Source organism: Aeromicrobium sp. UBA7512, from assembly GCF_002476985.1.
Lineage (GTDB): Bacteria > Actinomycetota > Actinomycetes > Propionibacteriales > Nocardioidaceae > Aeromicrobium > Aeromicrobium phoceense.
Genome location: NZ_DLNK01000007.1, coordinates 223480 through 240829 on the forward strand (window position 1 = coordinate 223480; position 17350 = coordinate 240829).

At 71.6% G+C, this 17350-nt stretch carries 11 protein-coding genes; 2 read left to right on the plus strand and 9 right to left on the minus strand.

The genetic code is table 11. The annotated features are described in order from the left end of the window. Positions 1-96: 96 nt before the first annotated feature. From B2363_RS12020 to B2363_RS12035, 4 genes are all read right to left on the minus strand, one after another. The gene (locus B2363_RS12020; RefSeq protein WP_286930518.1) at positions 97-1614 is read right to left on the minus strand and encodes a metallophosphoesterase family protein; all 1518 of its coding nucleotides are present in this window, start codon (positions 1612-1614) and stop codon (positions 97-99) included. Next, positions 1611-3698: a HelD family protein gene (locus B2363_RS12025; RefSeq protein ID WP_286930520.1), complete on the minus strand. Its 2088-nt coding sequence runs from the start codon at positions 3696-3698 to the stop codon at positions 1611-1613. The genes B2363_RS12020 and B2363_RS12025 overlap by 4 nt, the downstream gene beginning before the upstream one ends. 82 nt (positions 3699-3780) lie before the next feature. After that, the gene (locus tag B2363_RS12030) at positions 3781-5577 is read right to left on the minus strand and encodes an Ig-like domain-containing protein (RefSeq protein WP_286930522.1); all 1797 of its coding nucleotides are present in this window, start codon (positions 5575-5577) and stop codon (positions 3781-3783) included. Positions 5578-5802: 225 nt separating this feature from the next. Further along, positions 5803-8706, minus strand: a complete 2904-nt coding sequence (locus B2363_RS12035; protein WP_286930524.1) for a hypothetical protein — start codon at positions 8704-8706, stop codon at positions 5803-5805. A gap of 144 nt (positions 8707-8850) precedes the next feature. Between B2363_RS12035 and B2363_RS12040 the strand changes: the two genes are divergently transcribed. After that, the gene (locus B2363_RS12040; RefSeq protein WP_286930526.1) at positions 8851-9633 is read left to right on the plus strand and encodes a hypothetical protein; all 783 of its coding nucleotides are present in this window, start codon (positions 8851-8853) and stop codon (positions 9631-9633) included. A gap of 99 nt (positions 9634-9732) precedes the next feature. Then, a complete protein-coding gene (locus tag B2363_RS12045; protein ID WP_286930528.1) occupies positions 9733-10515 on the plus strand; it encodes a hypothetical protein in 783 nt (260 codons plus the stop codon). Between the two features lie 46 nt (positions 10516-10561). Here the strand turns inward: B2363_RS12045 and B2363_RS12050 are convergent, their stop codons facing one another. From B2363_RS12050 to B2363_RS12070, 5 genes are all read right to left on the minus strand, one after another. After that, positions 10562-11308 carry an enoyl-CoA hydratase-related protein gene (locus B2363_RS12050; RefSeq protein ID WP_286930530.1) on the minus strand — a complete coding sequence of 249 codons (747 nt, stop codon included), beginning with the start codon at positions 11306-11308 and terminating at the stop codon, positions 10562-10564. A 113-nt stretch (positions 11309-11421) separates the two neighbouring features. Further along, a complete protein-coding gene (locus B2363_RS12055) occupies positions 11422-12582 on the minus strand; it encodes an acyl-CoA dehydrogenase family protein (RefSeq protein WP_181753872.1) in 1161 nt (386 codons plus the stop codon). Beyond that, positions 12579-14486: an acetyl/propionyl/methylcrotonyl-CoA carboxylase subunit alpha gene (locus tag B2363_RS12060; protein WP_286930534.1), complete on the minus strand. Its 1908-nt coding sequence runs from the start codon at positions 14484-14486 to the stop codon at positions 12579-12581. Before B2363_RS12060 ends, B2363_RS12055 begins: the two co-directional genes overlap by 4 nt. 145 nt (positions 14487-14631) lie before the next feature. Next, the gene (locus B2363_RS12065; RefSeq protein WP_286930536.1) at positions 14632-16230 is read right to left on the minus strand and encodes an acyl-CoA carboxylase subunit beta; all 1599 of its coding nucleotides are present in this window, start codon (positions 16228-16230) and stop codon (positions 14632-14634) included. Continuing rightward, a complete protein-coding gene (locus B2363_RS12070) occupies positions 16227-17270 on the minus strand; it encodes a winged helix DNA-binding domain-containing protein (RefSeq protein ID WP_286930538.1) in 1044 nt (347 codons plus the stop codon). Before B2363_RS12070 ends, B2363_RS12065 begins: the two co-directional genes overlap by 4 nt. Positions 17271-17350: the final 80 nt, after the last annotated feature.

The window sequence follows — 17350 nt, forward strand, 5'->3', positions numbered from 1 at the left end:
TCTCGATACACCGTCTCGCTTCGCTCGCCGGCACTCGACCAGCGGGTCGGTGATCGAGTAGCTGGCGAGCTTGCGAGACGCGTATCGAGATCAGGGTCAGCGGGCGGCGACCGGGACCGGCAGGGTCGTGTAGTCGCCGACGTCGATGACGCTGCCGGGCTTGAAGGTGACGATCTGCAGGCCGACCACGCGGCCGGCCTCGAAGGTCAGCACGGCCACCTGGGCGTCGCGGCGGAGCTTCGTGCCGAGCGCGAAGGCGTAGACCGCGCCGCCGGTGGAGCCGATCGAGACCTCGGTGGAGGTGCCGTTCGGGCCTTCGGTACTGGTGGGCCCCACCTGGCGGTGCAGGTGCCCGCTGATCGCGAGGTCGACGCAGCCCTGCGCGACGGCCTGCTTGGCCGACGCCGCGCTGTGGGTGGCCAGCAGGCTGACCTCGCCGTCCTCGCACGCCGCCTCGGCGAGGGCCTCGCTCTGGTCGGTGATCGCGGCGATGTTGTCGCCCTCGTTGCCGTTGTAGCCGGCCGTGAGGCCCGAGCTGCGCGGGTCGCTCTCGCCGAGCATGCGCACGCCCTCGATCTCGGTGGGCTCGCCGTCGAGCACGGTGAAGTCGTTGCGCTCCATCTCGCGCTGGATGTAGCGGCCGGTGTCGTGATTGCCCGCGACCGCGACGATCGGCAGGTCCTCGAAGGTCTCGCGCAGCGACTTGATGCTGAACGCCTCCCACGAGGCGCCGTTCGACGTGTCGTCGCCGAGGTCCAGCACGAACGACGCGTCGGCCGCGCGGGCCACCTCGCGGGCGACCGGGTCCATGCCCACGTTGTTGTGGCGGTCGGTGACGACCAGCGCGGTGGTCTGGCCGTCCTCCGGCGCGCGCACCGGGACGTCCTTGGTCTTCTCGGCGAGTGCGGTGTAGAACTCCAGCGACTCCTCGTAGGTGTCGAAGGCGCCCTGCACGATCGCCTTGCTGGTGGCCGTCGCGGCACCGCGCGAGATCTCCACCTTCGCGAGCCGCGGCTCGTCGGGCAGCTCGGGGAACTCCTGGCGCAGCGGCACCCACGCGACCTCGCGCTTCGTGCCCGGGTCGGGCGCGTAGGCCATCACGGCGCCCAGCACCACGACGGCGAGCACGCCGCCGACGAGCGCCGTGCGGGGCTCGGGCGGCCACTGCTCACGCAGCTCGCGCCGCCGACGCGGGCCGACCGCCCACCAGCCGACGCCCACCACGACCATCGCGATGACGCCGGCGGCGATACCGCGCTGCAGCGCCGCGAGACCCATCTCGGTGATCTCCGACGTCATCGCGGCGATCTCACCCTCGGGCTGGCTGGCGATCGCCGCGTCCTGGGCGAGCACCCGCTCGAGGTCGGTGTCGGGACTGTCACGCAGCACGACCTCGGCCCCGATGCCCAGCAGCGCGTCCGACGGCATCCGCAGCTCGGGCAGCAGCGGACCGGCCACGATCCTCACGTGGCCGTCGAAGGTGGGCCGCGCGGTCGCGTTGTGGGCGCCGATCGTGACGGTGCGCTCGGTGTCGACGAACGTGGTCGCGGCGACGGGCACGGCGACGGCCAGCCCGACCAGCACGAGGCCGATCGCGGCAGGGAGTCGTCTCACCCGTCGACCCTATCGAGCCACGAACGGCTCGTGCCGACGGTGACGAGGCCCTGCGTGGCGCGGGTGAGCACGACGTAGAGCGTGCGCCAGCCGGCCGCGGACTCGCCGACGACACCGTCGGCGTCCACGAGCACGACACCGTCGAACTCGAGTCCCTTGGTGTCGAGTGGGTCGAGCACACGCAGGCGGTCGTCGACCGGCATCGCCTCCGTCAGCGCGGCGAGCCGGCTCGCCGGGGCGACCACGGCGACCGTGCCCTCCAGCTGCTCCAGCATCTCGGTGGCCTCGGCGACGACCCGCTCGACCAGCCGGTCGCCCTCGACGACCTCGTGGCGCGGGTCGACGCCGGTGCGCCGCACGGCCTCGGCGAGGTCGGGATTCGCGATCGCCTGGCGGGCCACCTGCGCGGCGAACTCGTAGATCTCGGCGGAGTTGCGGTAGTTCGTGGACAGCCGGAACCGGTGGACGGGCATCGTGCCGAGCGCCTCGTCGCGCGCCGCTGCCGACTCGGCCGGGACGGGCCACGAGGACTGGGCCTCGTCGCCGACGATCGTCCAGCTGGCGGTGCGACCGCGACGGCCGAGCATCCGCCACTGCATGGGCGAGAGGTCCTGCGCCTCGTCGACGAGCACGTGGGCGAAGCCCTCGTCGTCGATGCTGCCGGTGGCCTGCACGCGGTCCTCGCGCTCACGCTCCTCGAAGCTCATCATCTGCTTCGGCGTGGCCCAGTCGTCCTCGGTGCGGACCGGCGCCTCGCCCAGGAGGTGCCGCAGCTCGTCGATCAGCGGGATGTCCTCGATCGTGGGCTGGTCGGCCCACTCGCGGCGCAGCACCTGCTGCTCGAACGAGGTGAACAGGTCGGAGGCCACCTCGCCGAGGCGGGACGGGACGGTGCGCCAGACCTCCACCGGGTCGAGCTCGGGCCACCACGCGTCGACGAAGGTCTCGAATGTCAGGTCGCCGTCGAGGTGGTCGGCGAACGCCTCCTCGCCGCGATCGAGCCCGCGGTCGCCGGTGACGCGCTCCCACAGCGCCTTGACGAGCTCCTCGCGCACGACGGCGAGCGTGGTGTTGGGCAGGCCGTTCGACAGCACCTTGCGGCGGATCCGCGCGAGGTCGGAGGCCTCGAGCACGAGCCGGTCGTCGCGGTAGAACAGGTCGAACCGGTTCGGCGTCCCCGGCTGCGGCGACTTGGCGATGCGGGCCAGCGCCTTGGCCATGTTGGCCGAGCCGAGCAACGCGGCGGCCTCGGGCACGGCGTGCTGCGTGGCCCGGATCCCGTTGACGACCTCGCCGATGGAGCGCAGCACCACGCTGGTCTCGCCGAGGCTCGGCAGCACGCGCTCGATGTAGTTCATGAAGACGCCGGACGGGCCGACGACGAGCACGCCACCGGACTCGAAGCGGCGCCGGTCGGTGTAGAGCAGGAAGGCCGCGCGGTGCAGCGCGACGACGGTCTTGCCGGTCCCGGGACCGCCGCCGATGATCGTGGCGCCGCGCGCGGGGGCGCGGATGGCCTCGTCCTGCTCCTTCTGGATCGTGGCCACGACCGAGTGCATCGAGCTGTCGCGGGCCCGGCTCAGGCTGGCCAGCAGCGCGCCCTCGCCGATCACGACCATGTCGTCCGGGGCCGCGTCGGCGTCGAGCAGCTCGTCCTCGATGCCGATCACGCGGTCGCCGCGGCAGCGCAGCACCCGACGGCGCACGACGCCGGCCGGGTCCTGCGCGGTGGCCTGGTAGAAGACGGCGGCGGCCGGGGCGCGCCAGTCGATGAGGATGATCTCGCGGTCCTCGTCGCGCACGCCGATGCGGCCGATGTAGCGGGCGTCGCCGGTGCCGAGGTCGAGACGGCCGAACACGAGCCCGTCGTGGGCGGCGTGCAGGGCGCTCAGCCGGCGCGAGGCCTGGTAGACCATCGCGTCGCGCTCGACGAGTCCGCCCTCGTGGCCGATGTGCCCGCGCGCCAGCCCCTCGGCGACGAGGGACTTGGCCACCTTGGTGGACTCCTCCAGTCGCTCGTAGACCGTGTCGACATACGCCTGCTCGTGCTGGAGCTCGCGTTCATCGGGCGAGGGCTGGCTCATCGACGTCCTTCGGTGGCGTGGGGGAACTCTCCATTCTAGGCACCGGACACCAGCCGGTACGCCCCATCGCCACGCTTCGGGCTCAGTTGATGCGCAGGACCTTCGTCACCGTCCTCCCCGCGACCTTCGCGTCCCCTTCGTAGCTGATCGTGAACGTGTGCTGTCCCTTGGGCAGGTTCGACGCCGTGAGGACGGTGACGCCGAGGAACAGCCGCCCCTTCGCGACGCTCCTGTCCCCCAGGCGGACGGTGACGTTTCCACTGGGCAACGTGCCCTTCGCGGACACCCCTACGGTGAACACCGCCGAGCGCCACAGGGCCAGCGCGCCCACCTTCACCGACGGTTGGAGCAGGACCGGGCCGGTCGTGGGCTGTGTGGTCGGCGCGGTCGTCGGCTGTGTGGTCGGCTCGACCGTCGGGCCGGTCGGGTCCGTCGGCGCGGGCGTGGTGGGCGGTGTCGGGGTCGTCGGGATCGTGGTCGGAGGGCTGGTCGGGTACGTCCAGCCCTCCAGCGCGATGCCACCCACCCTTCGATCACCAGAGGCGGCGCAGTCCATCGTCGCCGGGATCGTGCTGAGGTCCGACGTGCGGAACGTGCCGTCCAGCGTGAACTGGTCGGGCGCGTTCAGCCACAGGCCTCCCGCGGTGTCGCCGGGGACGGTGAGGGCCGGCAGCACGACCTGTGCCCCGAAGTTCCAGACGCGCCCGGCGTCCTGCGGGATCCCGCTGCGCGGCGCGACGATGTCGCCGGCCTGGACGGCCGTGGTGCGGTCCGCTGTCGTGAACGACCACGCGCTGCCCTGGGAGGAGGCCTCGAACTCCCGGGCGCCCAGCAGCAGGGTCGTGCTCTGGCGGAGCAGCTCCTGCGGCCTCAGCACCAGCTCGGCCTGACGGGCGGGAAGCACGTCACCGGGCGCTGCCACCTCGGGGTAGTCGACGGTCGCCCGGACGTCGACCCGCTGCACGCCCAGGTCGAGCCCCCCGGTGACGATGCCGCACCAGTAGGTCACGGTCCTCGTCAGGGTGCCCGGCCCCACAGGGGCCGGGGACGAGGGGTCGGGGAACGGGCCGAACGTCGGATCCGGGGTGGGATCGGTCGGGTCGGGAGTCGGATCCGGTGTGGGGTCCGTCGTGGGATCGGGGTCGGGCGTGGGGTCCGTCGTGGGATCGGGTGGGGGCGGGGTGGGATCCGTCGAGCCCTCGAGGGCGACTCCCCCGAGGACGCGGTCGGCCGGTGCCGTGCAGGTGAACTCGCCGTCGTGGGTCTCGCCGCTGGTCGTGTGCATCTGGCCCGCCAGGGTGAAGCGCTGGGGAAGACTCAGCCACAGCGCTCCCTCGGCCTCGTCGGGCACCGTCACCGCGGGCAGCTCGACCCGGCCCGGCAGCCGCCACGGCTCGTTCATCTCCTCGGGGATCGGCGCGCGGGGGAAGACGAGGTCCCCGGTGTCCCAGGCGGTGGCGCGGCCCGCCGTGGTGAGCGTCCAGTCGGCGTCGGCCGTCCCCTCGTAGGACGTGCCATTGAGGAGGAGGTGGACCGACTGGCGCAGCAGCTCGGACAGCTCGAGCTCGACCGAGGCAGAACGCGGCGCGAGGACATCGCCCGGCGCAGCCAGTTCGGGGTAGTCCGCTGTCGCCCGGACGCTGACGGAGTGCGTTCCGAGGTTCAGGCCCCAGAAGATGCCCTCGCACCGGTAGACGAAGGTCCGTTCGAGCTCGCCCGGCCCGACGGGCACGGAGGCAACCGGGGTCGACGTCGGCGCCGTGGTGGGGACCACGGTCGGATCGGTGGACTCGGCGAACGCCGGCGACGCCACGACGAGGGCGGCCACGAGGGCGCCGACCGATGTCGCGACCGCGACGGATGGAATGAAGCGTGGCATGACGGCCCCCTGGCTCCGCAGGCTCCCGAGCCCACCTGTCACTGTGAGTTACACACCGGAACCTACACGCGCAGGGCGCCTCCGAGAACCCCTCGCCGGCGGATGTATCAGGGCGTGGCCAGGCGGCTCGTGGGGGGCGTCGGCCGTTCGCGGCCGACGCAAGCGCCGCGCGGGCGCCGACCGCCAAACGGGGGTCGGCCGGCGCCCGCGGGTGCGTCCAGCGATTCAGCGGGCCCGGTACGTGACCTTGAGCTTCTTCAGGTACGTGACCTTGCCCTTGCCGTCGAAGCCGCGGACCACGATCGTCCGCTTCGCCGACCGCAGGCCCTTGTCGTACCGGACCTTGCGCACGACCCGGCCGTACGAGTCGGCCTTGCCGGTCACCATCTGGTGGCGCAGCGAGATCCGGTAGCGCTGGCCCGGGGCCAGGCCCTGGGCACGGATCGTGAAGGCCTGCGTGCCGCGAACGGTCAGGCGCGAGGCCGTGGCCTTCGCCGTCTCCTTGATCACGTTCGTCCGCAGGGTCGTCGACCACTCGGTGTGACCCGGCGCCGTGACGGTGATCCGTGCGCAGACCACGCGTCCGGCCATGCCCGCGGTGACACGGAACGAGCTCGCGACCTTCGACGGACGGCAGTCGGCCGCGGCGGGGGCGAAGCCCCACGTGGTGGTCGTCTTCACACCCTCGGGCAGCGGGCCCGAGAGCAGCGACGCCGTCAGGCTCGCGCCGATCTTCGGGCTCGTGCTGCTGAGCACGCCCCGCAGGACGGGCAGCGTGCCGCGCAGGACGGGGTGCTCGAGGAGGAACGTCCCGGAGAGGGACTCATAGCCCTCGGCCGTGACGCCCACCTCGACACACAGCACCTCGCCGACCTCAGCGGCCGTGGGCGTGAAGGAGTCCGACGTCGCACCCGAGATGGCGACACAGACCTCACCCTGCTGCACTCCCCACTGCCAGTGACCCTCGGCGCCCTCGGGCGCCTCGGACAGGTCGAGCGGCAGCGAGATCTCCTCGCCCACCGTCGGGCGAACCGTGCTGAACGCGGGCTCGTTCACCTGCAGCGAGCCCGAGCCGATCTCGACCTCGCCGGAGGTCGTCACGTCGGCGACGTACCCGCGGGCCGTGGACGTCACGGTGACCGAGAGGTCGTGACCGCGCTGCGCGCCCTTCGGCGTGTAGGTGGCGGCCGTGGCGCCCTCGATCGGCTCGCCGTCGAGCTTCCACTGGTAGGTGCGCTCGGCATCCGCCGGGTCGCCGCCGGTCACGGAGGCGGAGGCCTCCACGCCGACCGCGGTCCAGCCCGGGATCGTCACCGTCGGCGACTCGCCGAAGGCACCGGCACCGACCTGGCCGACCACGAGGGTCGCCTTCGCGTCCTGGTGGTGCGGCGCGCTGATCTTGACGGTCACGCACAGCGTGTCCTCGAAGTCCTCGACGCCGGCGGTGAAGGTGGCCTCGTCGGCGCCCGCGATCGCGGTGCACTCGCCCTCGGCCTGCGTGCCCCACTGCCAAGCCGTGACCTCGGCGCCGGCGGGGCCGTCGTCCAGGTCGACCGAGGCGGTCAGCGTCCCGTCCACGACCGGCGACTCGACGTCGACCGTCGGCTTCGGAGCCGTGAAGGTGCCCACCGTGCTGCCGTGAGCGGTCACGGTGAGCGTCATGTCCTCGTAGCCGGAGGCCTCGTAGGCCACGCGGGCGCAGAGCTGCGCGCCCGCGTCGCCGTCGACGACGGGGCGGGTCGTGCTGGCGGTGGCGTCCTCGGGAACCACGCAGACCGCCTCGTCGTCCAGGCGTCCCCAGCGGACGGTGCCCGAGGCGTCCTCAGGCAGCTTGGCCTCGTCCACCTCCAGCGTCAGGACGTCGCCCGTGGTGGGGGGCGTGGTCGGCGTGGAGTCGCCGATCGTGAAGGCACTGGCGTCCATGACCTTGCCGGTGATCGCCTTCGTGGCCGTGGCGGTGCGGTCGCGCAGCTCACCCTCGGTGCCCTTCGCGGTCACCGTGACGGTGGCGGTCTTGCCCTGGTCCGCGGCGGTCGGCGTGAACGTCGCGTCGGTCGAGCGCACCTCGTCGCTGCCGCCGACGCTCCATGCGTAGTCCCACGAGGCCGGCTCGGGCGACGTCGACGCCGACACGGTCAGCTCGTCGCCAACCCGGCCCGATCCCTCGATCTGCGGGGTGAAGGCAGCGAACACCGGCTCCAGCTGGTGCTTCTGCACGCCCTGCTGGTTCAGGTTGGTCGTGTAGACGCTGCCGTCGTCGCCGAAGGCGATGCCAGCGGTGCCGTGGGAGTAGGGGGTGCCATCCCAGGTCCACGACGAGACCAGGTCGCCGTCGGCCGTGAGCACGGACGCGCGCGAACTGTTGTACTCGCTGATGGCGATCCGGCCGTCCGCATCGACGTCGACCTTCAGAGGGCCGTTCATCGGCTCGTCCCCGACGTGCGTCAGCGAGGAGAGGTAGGTGCCGTCGGTGGTGAACTTCTGCACGCGACTGTTGCCGTAGTCCGGCACGTAGACGATGCCCTCGTCGTCGACGTCGATGCCGTACGCGTGCATGATCTGTCCCGGGCCGGAGCCGTAGGCGCCCCACGAGTTCAGGGGGGCGCCCTCGGCGTTCAGCACCACGATGCGACCCGCGTTGTAGTCCGTGACGAAGATCTTCCCGGACGCGTCGACCGCGATGCCGTAGCCGCTGTACGACGTGTGGGAATGCACCTCGAACACCTGCGAGCCGTCCGAGGCGTACTTGGCGACGTTTCCGTTGCCCATGGTCACGTAGACCGCACCGACGTCGTCGACATCGATCCCGTAGGGGTGGCTGCTCAGCGCGAACGTGCGGAGGAACTCCCCGTCGGGCGTGTACACCTGCACCCGCGCGTGGTCGGTGTCGGCGACGTAGACGCTCCCGTCGGGGCCGACGGCCACGTCCCAGGAGTGGCCGACGACCTCCGCCTGGTCACCCGAGACGCCGAAGGTCTTGACGAAAATCGCGTCGTCCGCTGCCTGGGCCGGACCGGCCACGAACACCAGGCCGGCGAGAGCGATGACGAGGGCGAGCAGCATCGACAGCGGTCGCGCGCGATGGGGCGTTGACGCGGGCGTCGTGTGACTGGAGTGGCGTGAGTTCACCAGTGAAACGTATGTGCCACTTTTCTCGTCGGTGACCGAACGGCCACAAGTGGTCAGAAGTGACTACCGTTTCGCGCAACATCAGCCACTCCTGCGCCATTACGCTGACGTGGCCGCCATTTCGACGACGTAAGGAAGAACCGCATGCGCGTGCGCGTCATCGCCATCGCCGTGGCGACCGGACTGGTCCTCGCCCTGGCGCCCCTCGCGGCCCAGGCGGCATCGACCTACTCCGTGTCCCTCTCCATCAACGCCAGCAGGCCGACGGTCGGCACGAAACTCAAGCTCTCCGGCACCGTGGCCGGCCCGCAGGCGGCCGGGAAGCAGCTGCTCGTGCAGCGCAAGGTCGGCAGCGGAGCGTGGAGGACGGTGGCGAAGGTGCGCACCACGGCACGGCGCACCTACGCGGCACGGGTGAAGGTGACCACCGCCGGCCGGCAGTACGTGCGCGTCGTCGCGCCGAGGTCGTCGTCGGCAGGCGCCGGCACGAGTCCCGCCCGCCGCTACACGGGCTTCCGATGGCTCGACCTGACGAAGCAGCGCCACGCCACGGGTGGTGAGCCCGTGAACGGCCCCGTCACCATCGCGGGGAAGCGGTACCGCAAGGCCTTCACGTTCCGCGACTCCGGCGTCTACTTCAACACCGGCGGGAAGTGCACGACGCTCCGCGGGTCGGTCGGCACCCCGGACAACGTCGCCGGCCGCCTCGTGGTCCTCACCGCCGCCAACGCCGACTTCGACGACGAGCGGGAGTACCACGCGCACGCCGCGGCCGGTGCCGCTCCGAAGGCGGTCAGCTACCCCGTCACGGGCCGGAAGGTGGTCGCGTTCGGCGACGACAACAGCAGGAAGCGCGTCTCGATGGTCGCGCCGAAGCTGCGCTGCTCGGTCAACGCCCTGCCGCGGATGGTCCTGCCCTCGCTCTGACGCCGGACGATCGCGGCTCGCTTGGGTCGATTCACGTACCACCAGCCACTCCAGCCACTACGCTGGCCGGGCCGAATCCCCGAACCGAAGGACCGTCCCATGCGCCTGCGCGCTCTCGCCCTCGCCACGGCCACCGGCCTGGTGCTCACCCTGGCACCGGCCACCGCGGCCGAAGCGGCCAGGAAGCCGGCCTACAAGGTCTCGATCTCCACCAGCACGGCCAACCCGACCGTCGGCGCGACCGTCAAGGTCACCGGCAAGGTCAAGGGACCCAAGGCCGCGAAGAAGCGCCTGCTCGTCCAGCGCAAGGTCGGCGCCGGCCGCTGGACGACCGTCGCCAAGGTCCGCACCACGAAGAGCCGCAAGTACGCCGTGCGCGTCAAGGTCAGGACCGCCGGGAAGCACTCGCTGCGCGTCGTGGCGCCGAAGTCCTCGAAGGCCCGTGCCGGCAGCAGCCGGGTCCGCGGCTTCACCGGATGGCGCTGGATCGACCTGACCACGCAGCGCCACGCCGACGAGGGCACGAACTCGGTCGGCTCCGTCAGCATCGCCGGCCGGACGTACCCGAAGGCCATCCGCTTCGCGGGCGGTCGCTACTTCAAGACGAACGGTGCCTGCAGCACCTTCCGCACGAGCGTCGGCGTTCCTGACACCGAGAGCTTCGACGGCGGCCTGAGCTTCCTCGAGTTCAAGAAGGCCGACCTCTCCGACGAGCCGACCCTCATCGAGCTGGACGTCCGGCAGGACGCGGCTCCGCTGCCGCTGCGCACGTCCGTCGCGGGATCCCAGGTGATCGCGTTCGGCGGAGGCTCCGTCGCCGCCGTGTCGCCGCAGGTGCTGTGCCGGACGAACTCGCTCCCGTCCTTCGCGCTTCCGCGCTGACCACCACGACGAACGCCCCTCCCCGCCGGGGAGGGGCGTTCGTCGTTCAGCGGGGGCGGGACAGGAACGCGAGCATCGCCTCGCGCGCCTCGTCGCTGCCGAACAGCTGAGCCGACTGCTGGGCCACCTGGTCGCCGAGTGCGTCGATGCGCGCCACGAGGTCGTGGTTGAGCAGGGCCTTCGTCTCACGGAACCCCTGCGGGTAGCCCTGCTCGAGGTCGGCGAGCACCGCTTCCAGTCCGGCGTCGAGCCCGTCGTCCTCCACGACCCGCGTGACCAGGCCGATGCGCTGGGCCTCGTCGGCGTCGAACTTCCGGCCGGTGAGGAAGAGATCGGACGCCGCTCGCGGCGCGAGTCGCGGCAGCAGCGACAGGCTGATGACGGCCGGCGCGAGCGCCAGCCGGACCTCGGTCAGCGCGAACGTGACCGACGCCGTGGCGAGCACGATGTCGGCTGCGCCCACGAGCCCCAGGCCGCCCGCGCGGACCGGGCCGCCCAGCACGACCACGACGGGCTTGGCGCTCGTCGCGATGCGGCGCTGCAGGTCGACCAGGGCGCTGGCGCCCTCCTGCATCGCCCCCTCCGCGGCCTCGGACAGGTCGGCGCCCGAGCAGAACACCCGGTGGGCCGAGCGCAGCACGATCACCTTGGCGTCGGCGTCGGCCTCCGCGTTGCCCAGGTGCGCCCCCAGCTCCGTCACGAGCTGGCGGCTGAGCGCGTTGCGGTTGTGCTCGCTGTCGAGCGTGATCGTCGCGACGCCGTCGGCGACGTCCAGATGGACGAGTTCGGTCATGGTGCTCCGTTCCGCTGCGGTGGTTTCGATACGCGGCTCGTGCCTCGCCCGCTACTCAACCACCGGGCTCGGTGATCGAGTGGCGGCGAGCGAAGCGAGACGGCGTATCGAGATCAGTAGGACTTCGGCAGGCCCAGCGAGAACTGGGCGACGAAGTTGAGGGCCATCTGCTTGCTGACGGGCGCGATGTTCGACAGTCGCGACGAGGCGAGCGCCTGCACCAGACCGTACTCGTTCGCCAGGCCGTTGCCGCCGTGCGTCTGGATGGCGGTGTCGACGGCCTTCGCGGCGGCGTCGCCGGCGGCGACCTTGGCCATGTTGGCCGCCTCGCCCGCACCCATCAGGTCGCCCGCGGCGTAGAGCGCGGCCGCCTTCTGAGTGAGCAGACGCGTCATCTCGATGTCGATGTGCAGCTGCGCGAGCGGGTGGGCGATGGCCTGGTGCGCGCCGATCGGCTTGCCCCAGACGTCGCGCTCCTTGGCGTAGGCGACGGCCTTGTTCAGCGCCCAGCGCGCGGTACCCGTGCCCATGGACGCGGCCATGATCCGCTCGGGGTTCAGGCCCGCGAACAGCTGCTCGAGGCCGGCGTCCTCGCTGCCGACCAACGCGTCGGCCGGCAGCCGGATGTCGTCGAAGAACAGCGTGAACTGCTTCTCCGGGCTGGTGAGGCCCATGTCGATCTCCTGGGCGCTGAAGCCCTCGGCGTCGGTGGGCACCATGAACAGCGCGGGCTTGAGCTTGCCGCTCTTCGAGTCGGCCATACGGCCCACGACCAGCACGTGGCTGGCCTCGTCCACGCCCGAGATGTAGGTCTTGCCGCCCTTGAGGATCCAGCCGTCCTCGGACTTCGTGGCCGTCGTGACCAGGTGGTGCGAGTTCGACCCGGCGTCCGGCTCGGTGATGCTGAACGCGTAGGTCGCGGTGCCGTCGGCCAGGCCGGGCAGCCAGCGCTGCTTCTGCTCCTGCGTCCCGTACTGGGCGATGACCGTGCCGACGATCGCGGGCGAGACCACCATCAGCAGCAGCGGGCAGCCGGCGATCGCCAGCTCCTCGCAGACCGCCGCGAGATCGCCGATGTCGCCGCCCCCGCCGCCGAACTCCTCGGGGATCGAGACGCCGAGGTAGCCGAGCTTGCCGGCCTCCGACCACAGCTCCGTGGTCTTGCGGCCCTCCTTCGCGGCGTCGTAGAAGTAGTGCTCGCCGTACTTGGCGCCGAGCGCCGCGACCGCCTTGCGCAGCTCGCGTCGCTCCTCGGACTCCGTGAAGTTGCTCATTCGGTCTCCTCCTCGATGACGGCGAGGACCGCTCCGGCCTCGACCTGTTGCCCGACGCTCACGGCCAGGCCGCTGACGACGCCGTCGGAGGGCGCCGCGATCGTGTGCTGCATCTTCATCGCCTCGAGGACGACCACGGGGTCGCCCTTCGCGACGCGATCGCCGTCGGCGACCTTCACCGCCGTGACCGCCGCCGGCATGGGCGCCAGCAGCGAGCCCTCGGCCACCACGTCCGCCGGGTCGACGAAGCGGGGCACGGGGACGAGGCTCGTCGAGCCGTCCGGGCCGTCCACGTCGACGTGGCCCGGCGCCACCGCGACGCGGTAGCGGCGGGTGACGCCCTCGACCTCGAGCATGATCTCGACGGCGGAGCCGTCGACCGCGACGGAGACGACGTCGACTCCGTCGACCACCAGGCGACCCTGGGCGCTGCGGTACGCGACGGGCTCGTGGCCCTCGTACTCGCGCGTGAGGGGCTGACTGGGCACGTTGCGGAAGCCGGCGGGGATGCGGGACAGCACCCTCGCCGAGGAGGCCGCGAGCGTGGCCTCGGCCAACGCGGCCGCGACCGGCACCAGCGGGTCCGGCTTCTCGGCACCGAACCAGTCGTCGGCGTGCTCCTCCAGCATCGAGGTCCACAGGTCGGCGTCCCGCACCTGCGGCGCCTCGAGGATCTGCCGCAGCGCCGACCGGTTCGTCGTGACGCCGTGCACGCGGGAACGACGCAGGGCATCGACCAGCGTGCGCAGGGCCGTGGCCCGGTCTGGACCGTGGGCGATGACCTTGGCGATCATCGCGTCGTAGTGGATGCCCACGACGCTGCCCACCTCGACGGCCGAGTCGACGCGCACCGAGTCGGGAAAGTCGAACGCGCGGATCGTGCCGGTCTGGGGCGACCAGTCCTCCGCGGGGTCCTCGGCGTAGAGGCGGACCTCGATCGCGTGGCCGCTCGGCTCGGGGACGCTGCCCACCAGGGCCCCGCCCTCGGCGATGCGGATCTGCTCCGCGACCAGGTCGAGGCCGTGCACCTCCTCCGTGACCGGGTGCTCCACCTGAAGGCGGGTGTTCATCTCCAGGAAGAACACGCGGTCGCCGTCGACGAGGAACTCCACCGTGCCGGCGCCGCGGTAGCCCACGGCCTTCGCGGCCTCGCGGGCGGCGATGTGCAGCGTCGTCCGGGCGCGGTCGGAGAGCCCGGGCGCGGGCGCCTCCTCCACGACCTTCTGGTGGCGGCGCTGGATCGAGCAGTCGCGATCGCCTACGGCCCACACCGTGCCGTGGGTGTCCGCGAGGATCTGCACCTCGACGTGACGGGCCCGGGGCAGGTAGGGCTCGACGAACACCGTGCCGTCGCCGAACGCGGACTCGGCCTCCGCCCGGGCCTTCGCGAGCTCGGCGTCGAGGTCGTCGAGCCGCTCCACGACGCGCATGCCGCGACCGCCGCCGCCGGCACTGGCCTTGACGAGCAGCGGCAGCTCGCCGGGCGTGACGCCGTCGAGGTCGACCGCGAGGATCGGCACGCCCGCGGCGGCCATGATCTCCTTCGCGCGGATCTTGCTGCCCATCTCGTCGATCGACTCCGGGCTCGGCCCGATCCAGACCAGCCCGGCGCTCTCCACGTCCCGGGCGAACCCGGCGTTCTCGGACAGGAAGCCGTAGCCGGGGTGGATCGCGTCCGCGCCACTGCGGCGGGCCGCCTCGATCACGAGGTCGCCGCGCAGGTACGTGTCCGACGGGGCGCTGCCGGGCAGCCGCACCGACACGTCGGCCTCGACCACGAAGGGCATCCCGGCGTCGGCGTCGGAGTACACCGCCACCGTCTCGATGCCGAGGTCGCGGCACGTGCGGAAGATCCGCCGCGCGATCTCGCCGCGGTTGGCGACCAGGACTCTCTTGATGGTCATGCGGTGGCTCCTTGATTGGCTGTGGTCTCGATACGCCGCTCGCTGCGCTCGCGAGCTACTCGACCACCGGTGCGCTCGTTGATCGAGTGCCGCCGAGCGGAGCGAGAGGGCGTATCAAGATCGCTCCTCTTCGCGCGCAGATCCGTCACAGGCGGAACACCCCGTAGCCGCGGGCGCCCTCGACGGGTGCGTTGGCGATCGCGGACAGGCAGATGCCCAGGATGGTGCGGGTGTCGCGCGGGTCGATGACCCCGTCGTCGTAGCCCAGGCCGCTGGTGAAGTAGGCCAGCGACTGCTCCTCGATCTGGGCCTCGACGAGGTCCTTGATGCCCTGGAACCCCTCGGCGTCGAACGGGATGCCCTTCGACTCCGACGACTGGCGCGCGACGATCTCCATCACGCCGGCCAGCTGCGCCGGGCCCATCACGGCCGATTTCGCGCCCGTCCAGCTGAACATGAAGCGCGGGTCGTAGGCCCGGCCGCTCATGCCGTAGTGGCCCGCGCCGTAGGACGCGCCCATCACGATCGAGATGTGCGGCACCTTGCTGTTCGAGACCGCGTTGATCATCTGGGCGCCGTGCTTGATGATGCCGCCCTGCTCGTACTCCGCGCCGACCATGTAGCCGGTGGTGTTGTGCAGGAACAGCAGTGGCGTGTCGGTCTGGTTCGCCAGCTGGATGAACTGCGCGGCCTTCTGCGCCTCCTGGCTGAACAGCACGCCCTGCGCGTTGGCCAGGATGCCGATCGGGTAGCCGTGCAGCTGCGCGAACCCGGTGACGAGGCTCTGGCCGTACAGCGGCTTGAACTCGTCGAACTCGCTGCCGTCGACGAGGCGCGCGATGACCTCGCGCGGGTCGAACGGCACCTTGAGTTCGGTCGGGACGATGCCCAGCAGCTCCTCGGCGTCGAGCACCGGCTCGGCGTAGACGGAGGCCGGCACGGGGCCCGCCTTGCGCCAGTTGATGCGCCGGATGATCTGGCGGCCGAGGCGGGTCGCGTCGCGCTCGTCCACGGCGAGGTAGTCGGCCAGGCCGGACTGCTTCGCGTGCATCTGCGCGCCGCCGAGCGACTCGTCGTCGGACTCCTCGCCCGTGGCCATCTTCACCAGCGGCGGACCACCGAGGAACACCTTGGCGCCGCCGTCGACCATGACGACGTAGTCGCTCATGCCCGGCACGTAGGCGCCGCCGGCCGTGGAGTTGCCGAAGACGAGGGCCACCGTCGGGCGGCGGTCCTCGCTGGCCTGCGTGATGTTGCGGAAACTGGCGCCGCCCGGGATGAAGATGTCCTTCTGCGTCGGGAGATCGGCGCCGCCGGACTCCACGAGGTTGATCGTGGGCAGCCGGTTCTCGGCCGCGACCTGCGCCGCGCGGAAGCCCTTCTTCACTGTGACGGGGTTCGACGAGCCGCCCTTCACCGTGGGGTCGTTCGCGATGATCATGCACTCGACGCCCTCGACGACGCCGATGCCCGTGATGATCGAGCCGCCGACGGTGAAGTCCGTGCCCCAGCCGGCCAGGGCGCCCAGCTCGAGGAACGGCGAGTCCTGGTCGACGAGCAGCTCGATGCGCTCCCGGGCGGTCAGCTTGCCGCGGCCGTGGTGACGGGCGACGTACTTCTCGCCGCCACCGGCCAGCGCCTTCGCGTGCTGCTCGGCGAGGTCGGCGACGCGCGCGAGCGCCGCCTCCCGGTTCTCGGCGTACGCGCCCGTCGTCGGGTCGACGGCGGTCCTGACACTGCTCATGCTCTGTCCTTCCACTGCAGGTCGACAGGGGTGTCGAGGTGGTCGATGTAGGCCGCGGCATCGGCGTGGATGCGGTCGCGGTCGGAGGGTGCGAGGGGTCGCACGAGGGTGATCTCGAAGAGCCCCGGGGCGCCCTTGCGCTTCGCCTTGAGGCTGCGCCAGGTGGCCGCGACGACGCCGTCGAGCAGGACGAGGTTGCCGCCCCAGACGTCGATCGTGCCGCGCTCCGCGATGGGCACCTCGTAGTGCGAGCGGTCCGCGTAGGCGATGACGAGCTCGTCGAAGAGACTCAGGACGAGTGCCGTGCCGTCGGACGACGCCGGCGCGACGGGCTCGACCTCCGCCACCTCGTAGGCGCGCTTCGCGTCGGTGACGGTGATCCCGGCCCACCACGCGAAGTCGTGCGCCGTGGCGGGGGCGTGGCCGGCGAGGTACATCGTGGCCAGCCGCACGAGCGCCTCCTCGCGGTCGAGCTCGACCGTGGGGATGCGGGACGCGTACGGGACGAAGGTGTCCCAGTGACCGCGGCGCGGCCCGGTGGTGACCACCTTGTCGAGCTCGGCGCTGACGGTGACGTGCCCGAGGGCCTGACCCTTGAGCTCGACCCCGCGCAGGGCGAGCGCCTCGCCGATCTCCTTGCGGGTCAGCGGCGCCTCCGCTGCCTCGACGATCTCGCCGACCATCGCGACGAAGCGGTCGCGGTCCTCGAGCAGTCCGGTCGTGCGCAGCTGCGGGCGCGACTGCGCCCGGATCCGGTCGGCAGTGAGGTCGAGCATCCAGTCGAGGTCCTGCGTGCGGACCACGTGCCAGGTCGGGCGCAGCACGTGGTGGCGCACGAGGTCGCCCTCCGCGATCTCGGCCGCGATGGTCTCCCGCGCGGGGCGGTCCTGCGTGCGGCGCGCGAGCGACCACAGCGAGTCCTCGAACTCCTGGAACTGCACCGCGCCCAGCGCGCTGACGCACGAGATCAGGTGGGGGAACGGCTCACCGATCAGCCGCTGACGTGCCATCCGCTCGCCGCGGACCTCTGCTGGACTCATGACCGCCACCCCACTCCACTTGTGGAGAGCGTTGCACCGTCCGCGGACGAAATGGCGTGCATCCCTTTCCAAAAGTGGCA

What these genes read in the sequence shown, in the direction of transcription:
- B2363_RS12025 (WP_286930520.1), bottom strand. Translation starts at nt 3,698, where the DNA reads ATGAGCCAGCCCTCGCCCGATGAACGCGAGCTCCAGCACGAGCAGGCG.
- B2363_RS12030 (WP_286930522.1), bottom strand. Translation starts at nt 5,577, where the DNA reads ATGCCACGCTTCATTCCATCCGTCGCGGTCGCGACATCGGTCGGCGCC.
- B2363_RS12040 (WP_286930526.1), top strand. Translation starts at nt 8,851, where the DNA reads ATGCGCGTGCGCGTCATCGCCATCGCCGTGGCGACCGGACTGGTCCTC.
- B2363_RS12045 (WP_286930528.1), top strand. Translation starts at nt 9,733, where the DNA reads ATGCGCCTGCGCGCTCTCGCCCTCGCCACGGCCACCGGCCTGGTGCTC.
- B2363_RS12050 (WP_286930530.1), bottom strand. Translation starts at nt 11,308, where the DNA reads ATGACCGAACTCGTCCATCTGGACGTCGCCGACGGCGTCGCGACGATC.
- B2363_RS12055 (WP_181753872.1), bottom strand. Translation starts at nt 12,582, where the DNA reads ATGAGCAACTTCACGGAGTCCGAGGAGCGACGCGAGCTGCGCAAGGCG.
- B2363_RS12060 (WP_286930534.1), bottom strand. Translation starts at nt 14,486, where the DNA reads ATGACCATCAAGAGAGTCCTGGTCGCCAACCGCGGCGAGATCGCGCGG.
- B2363_RS12065 (WP_286930536.1), bottom strand. Translation starts at nt 16,230, where the DNA reads ATGAGCAGTGTCAGGACCGCCGTCGACCCGACGACGGGCGCGTACGCC.
- B2363_RS12070 (WP_286930538.1), bottom strand. Translation starts at nt 17,270, where the DNA reads ATGAGTCCAGCAGAGGTCCGCGGCGAGCGGATGGCACGTCAGCGGCTG.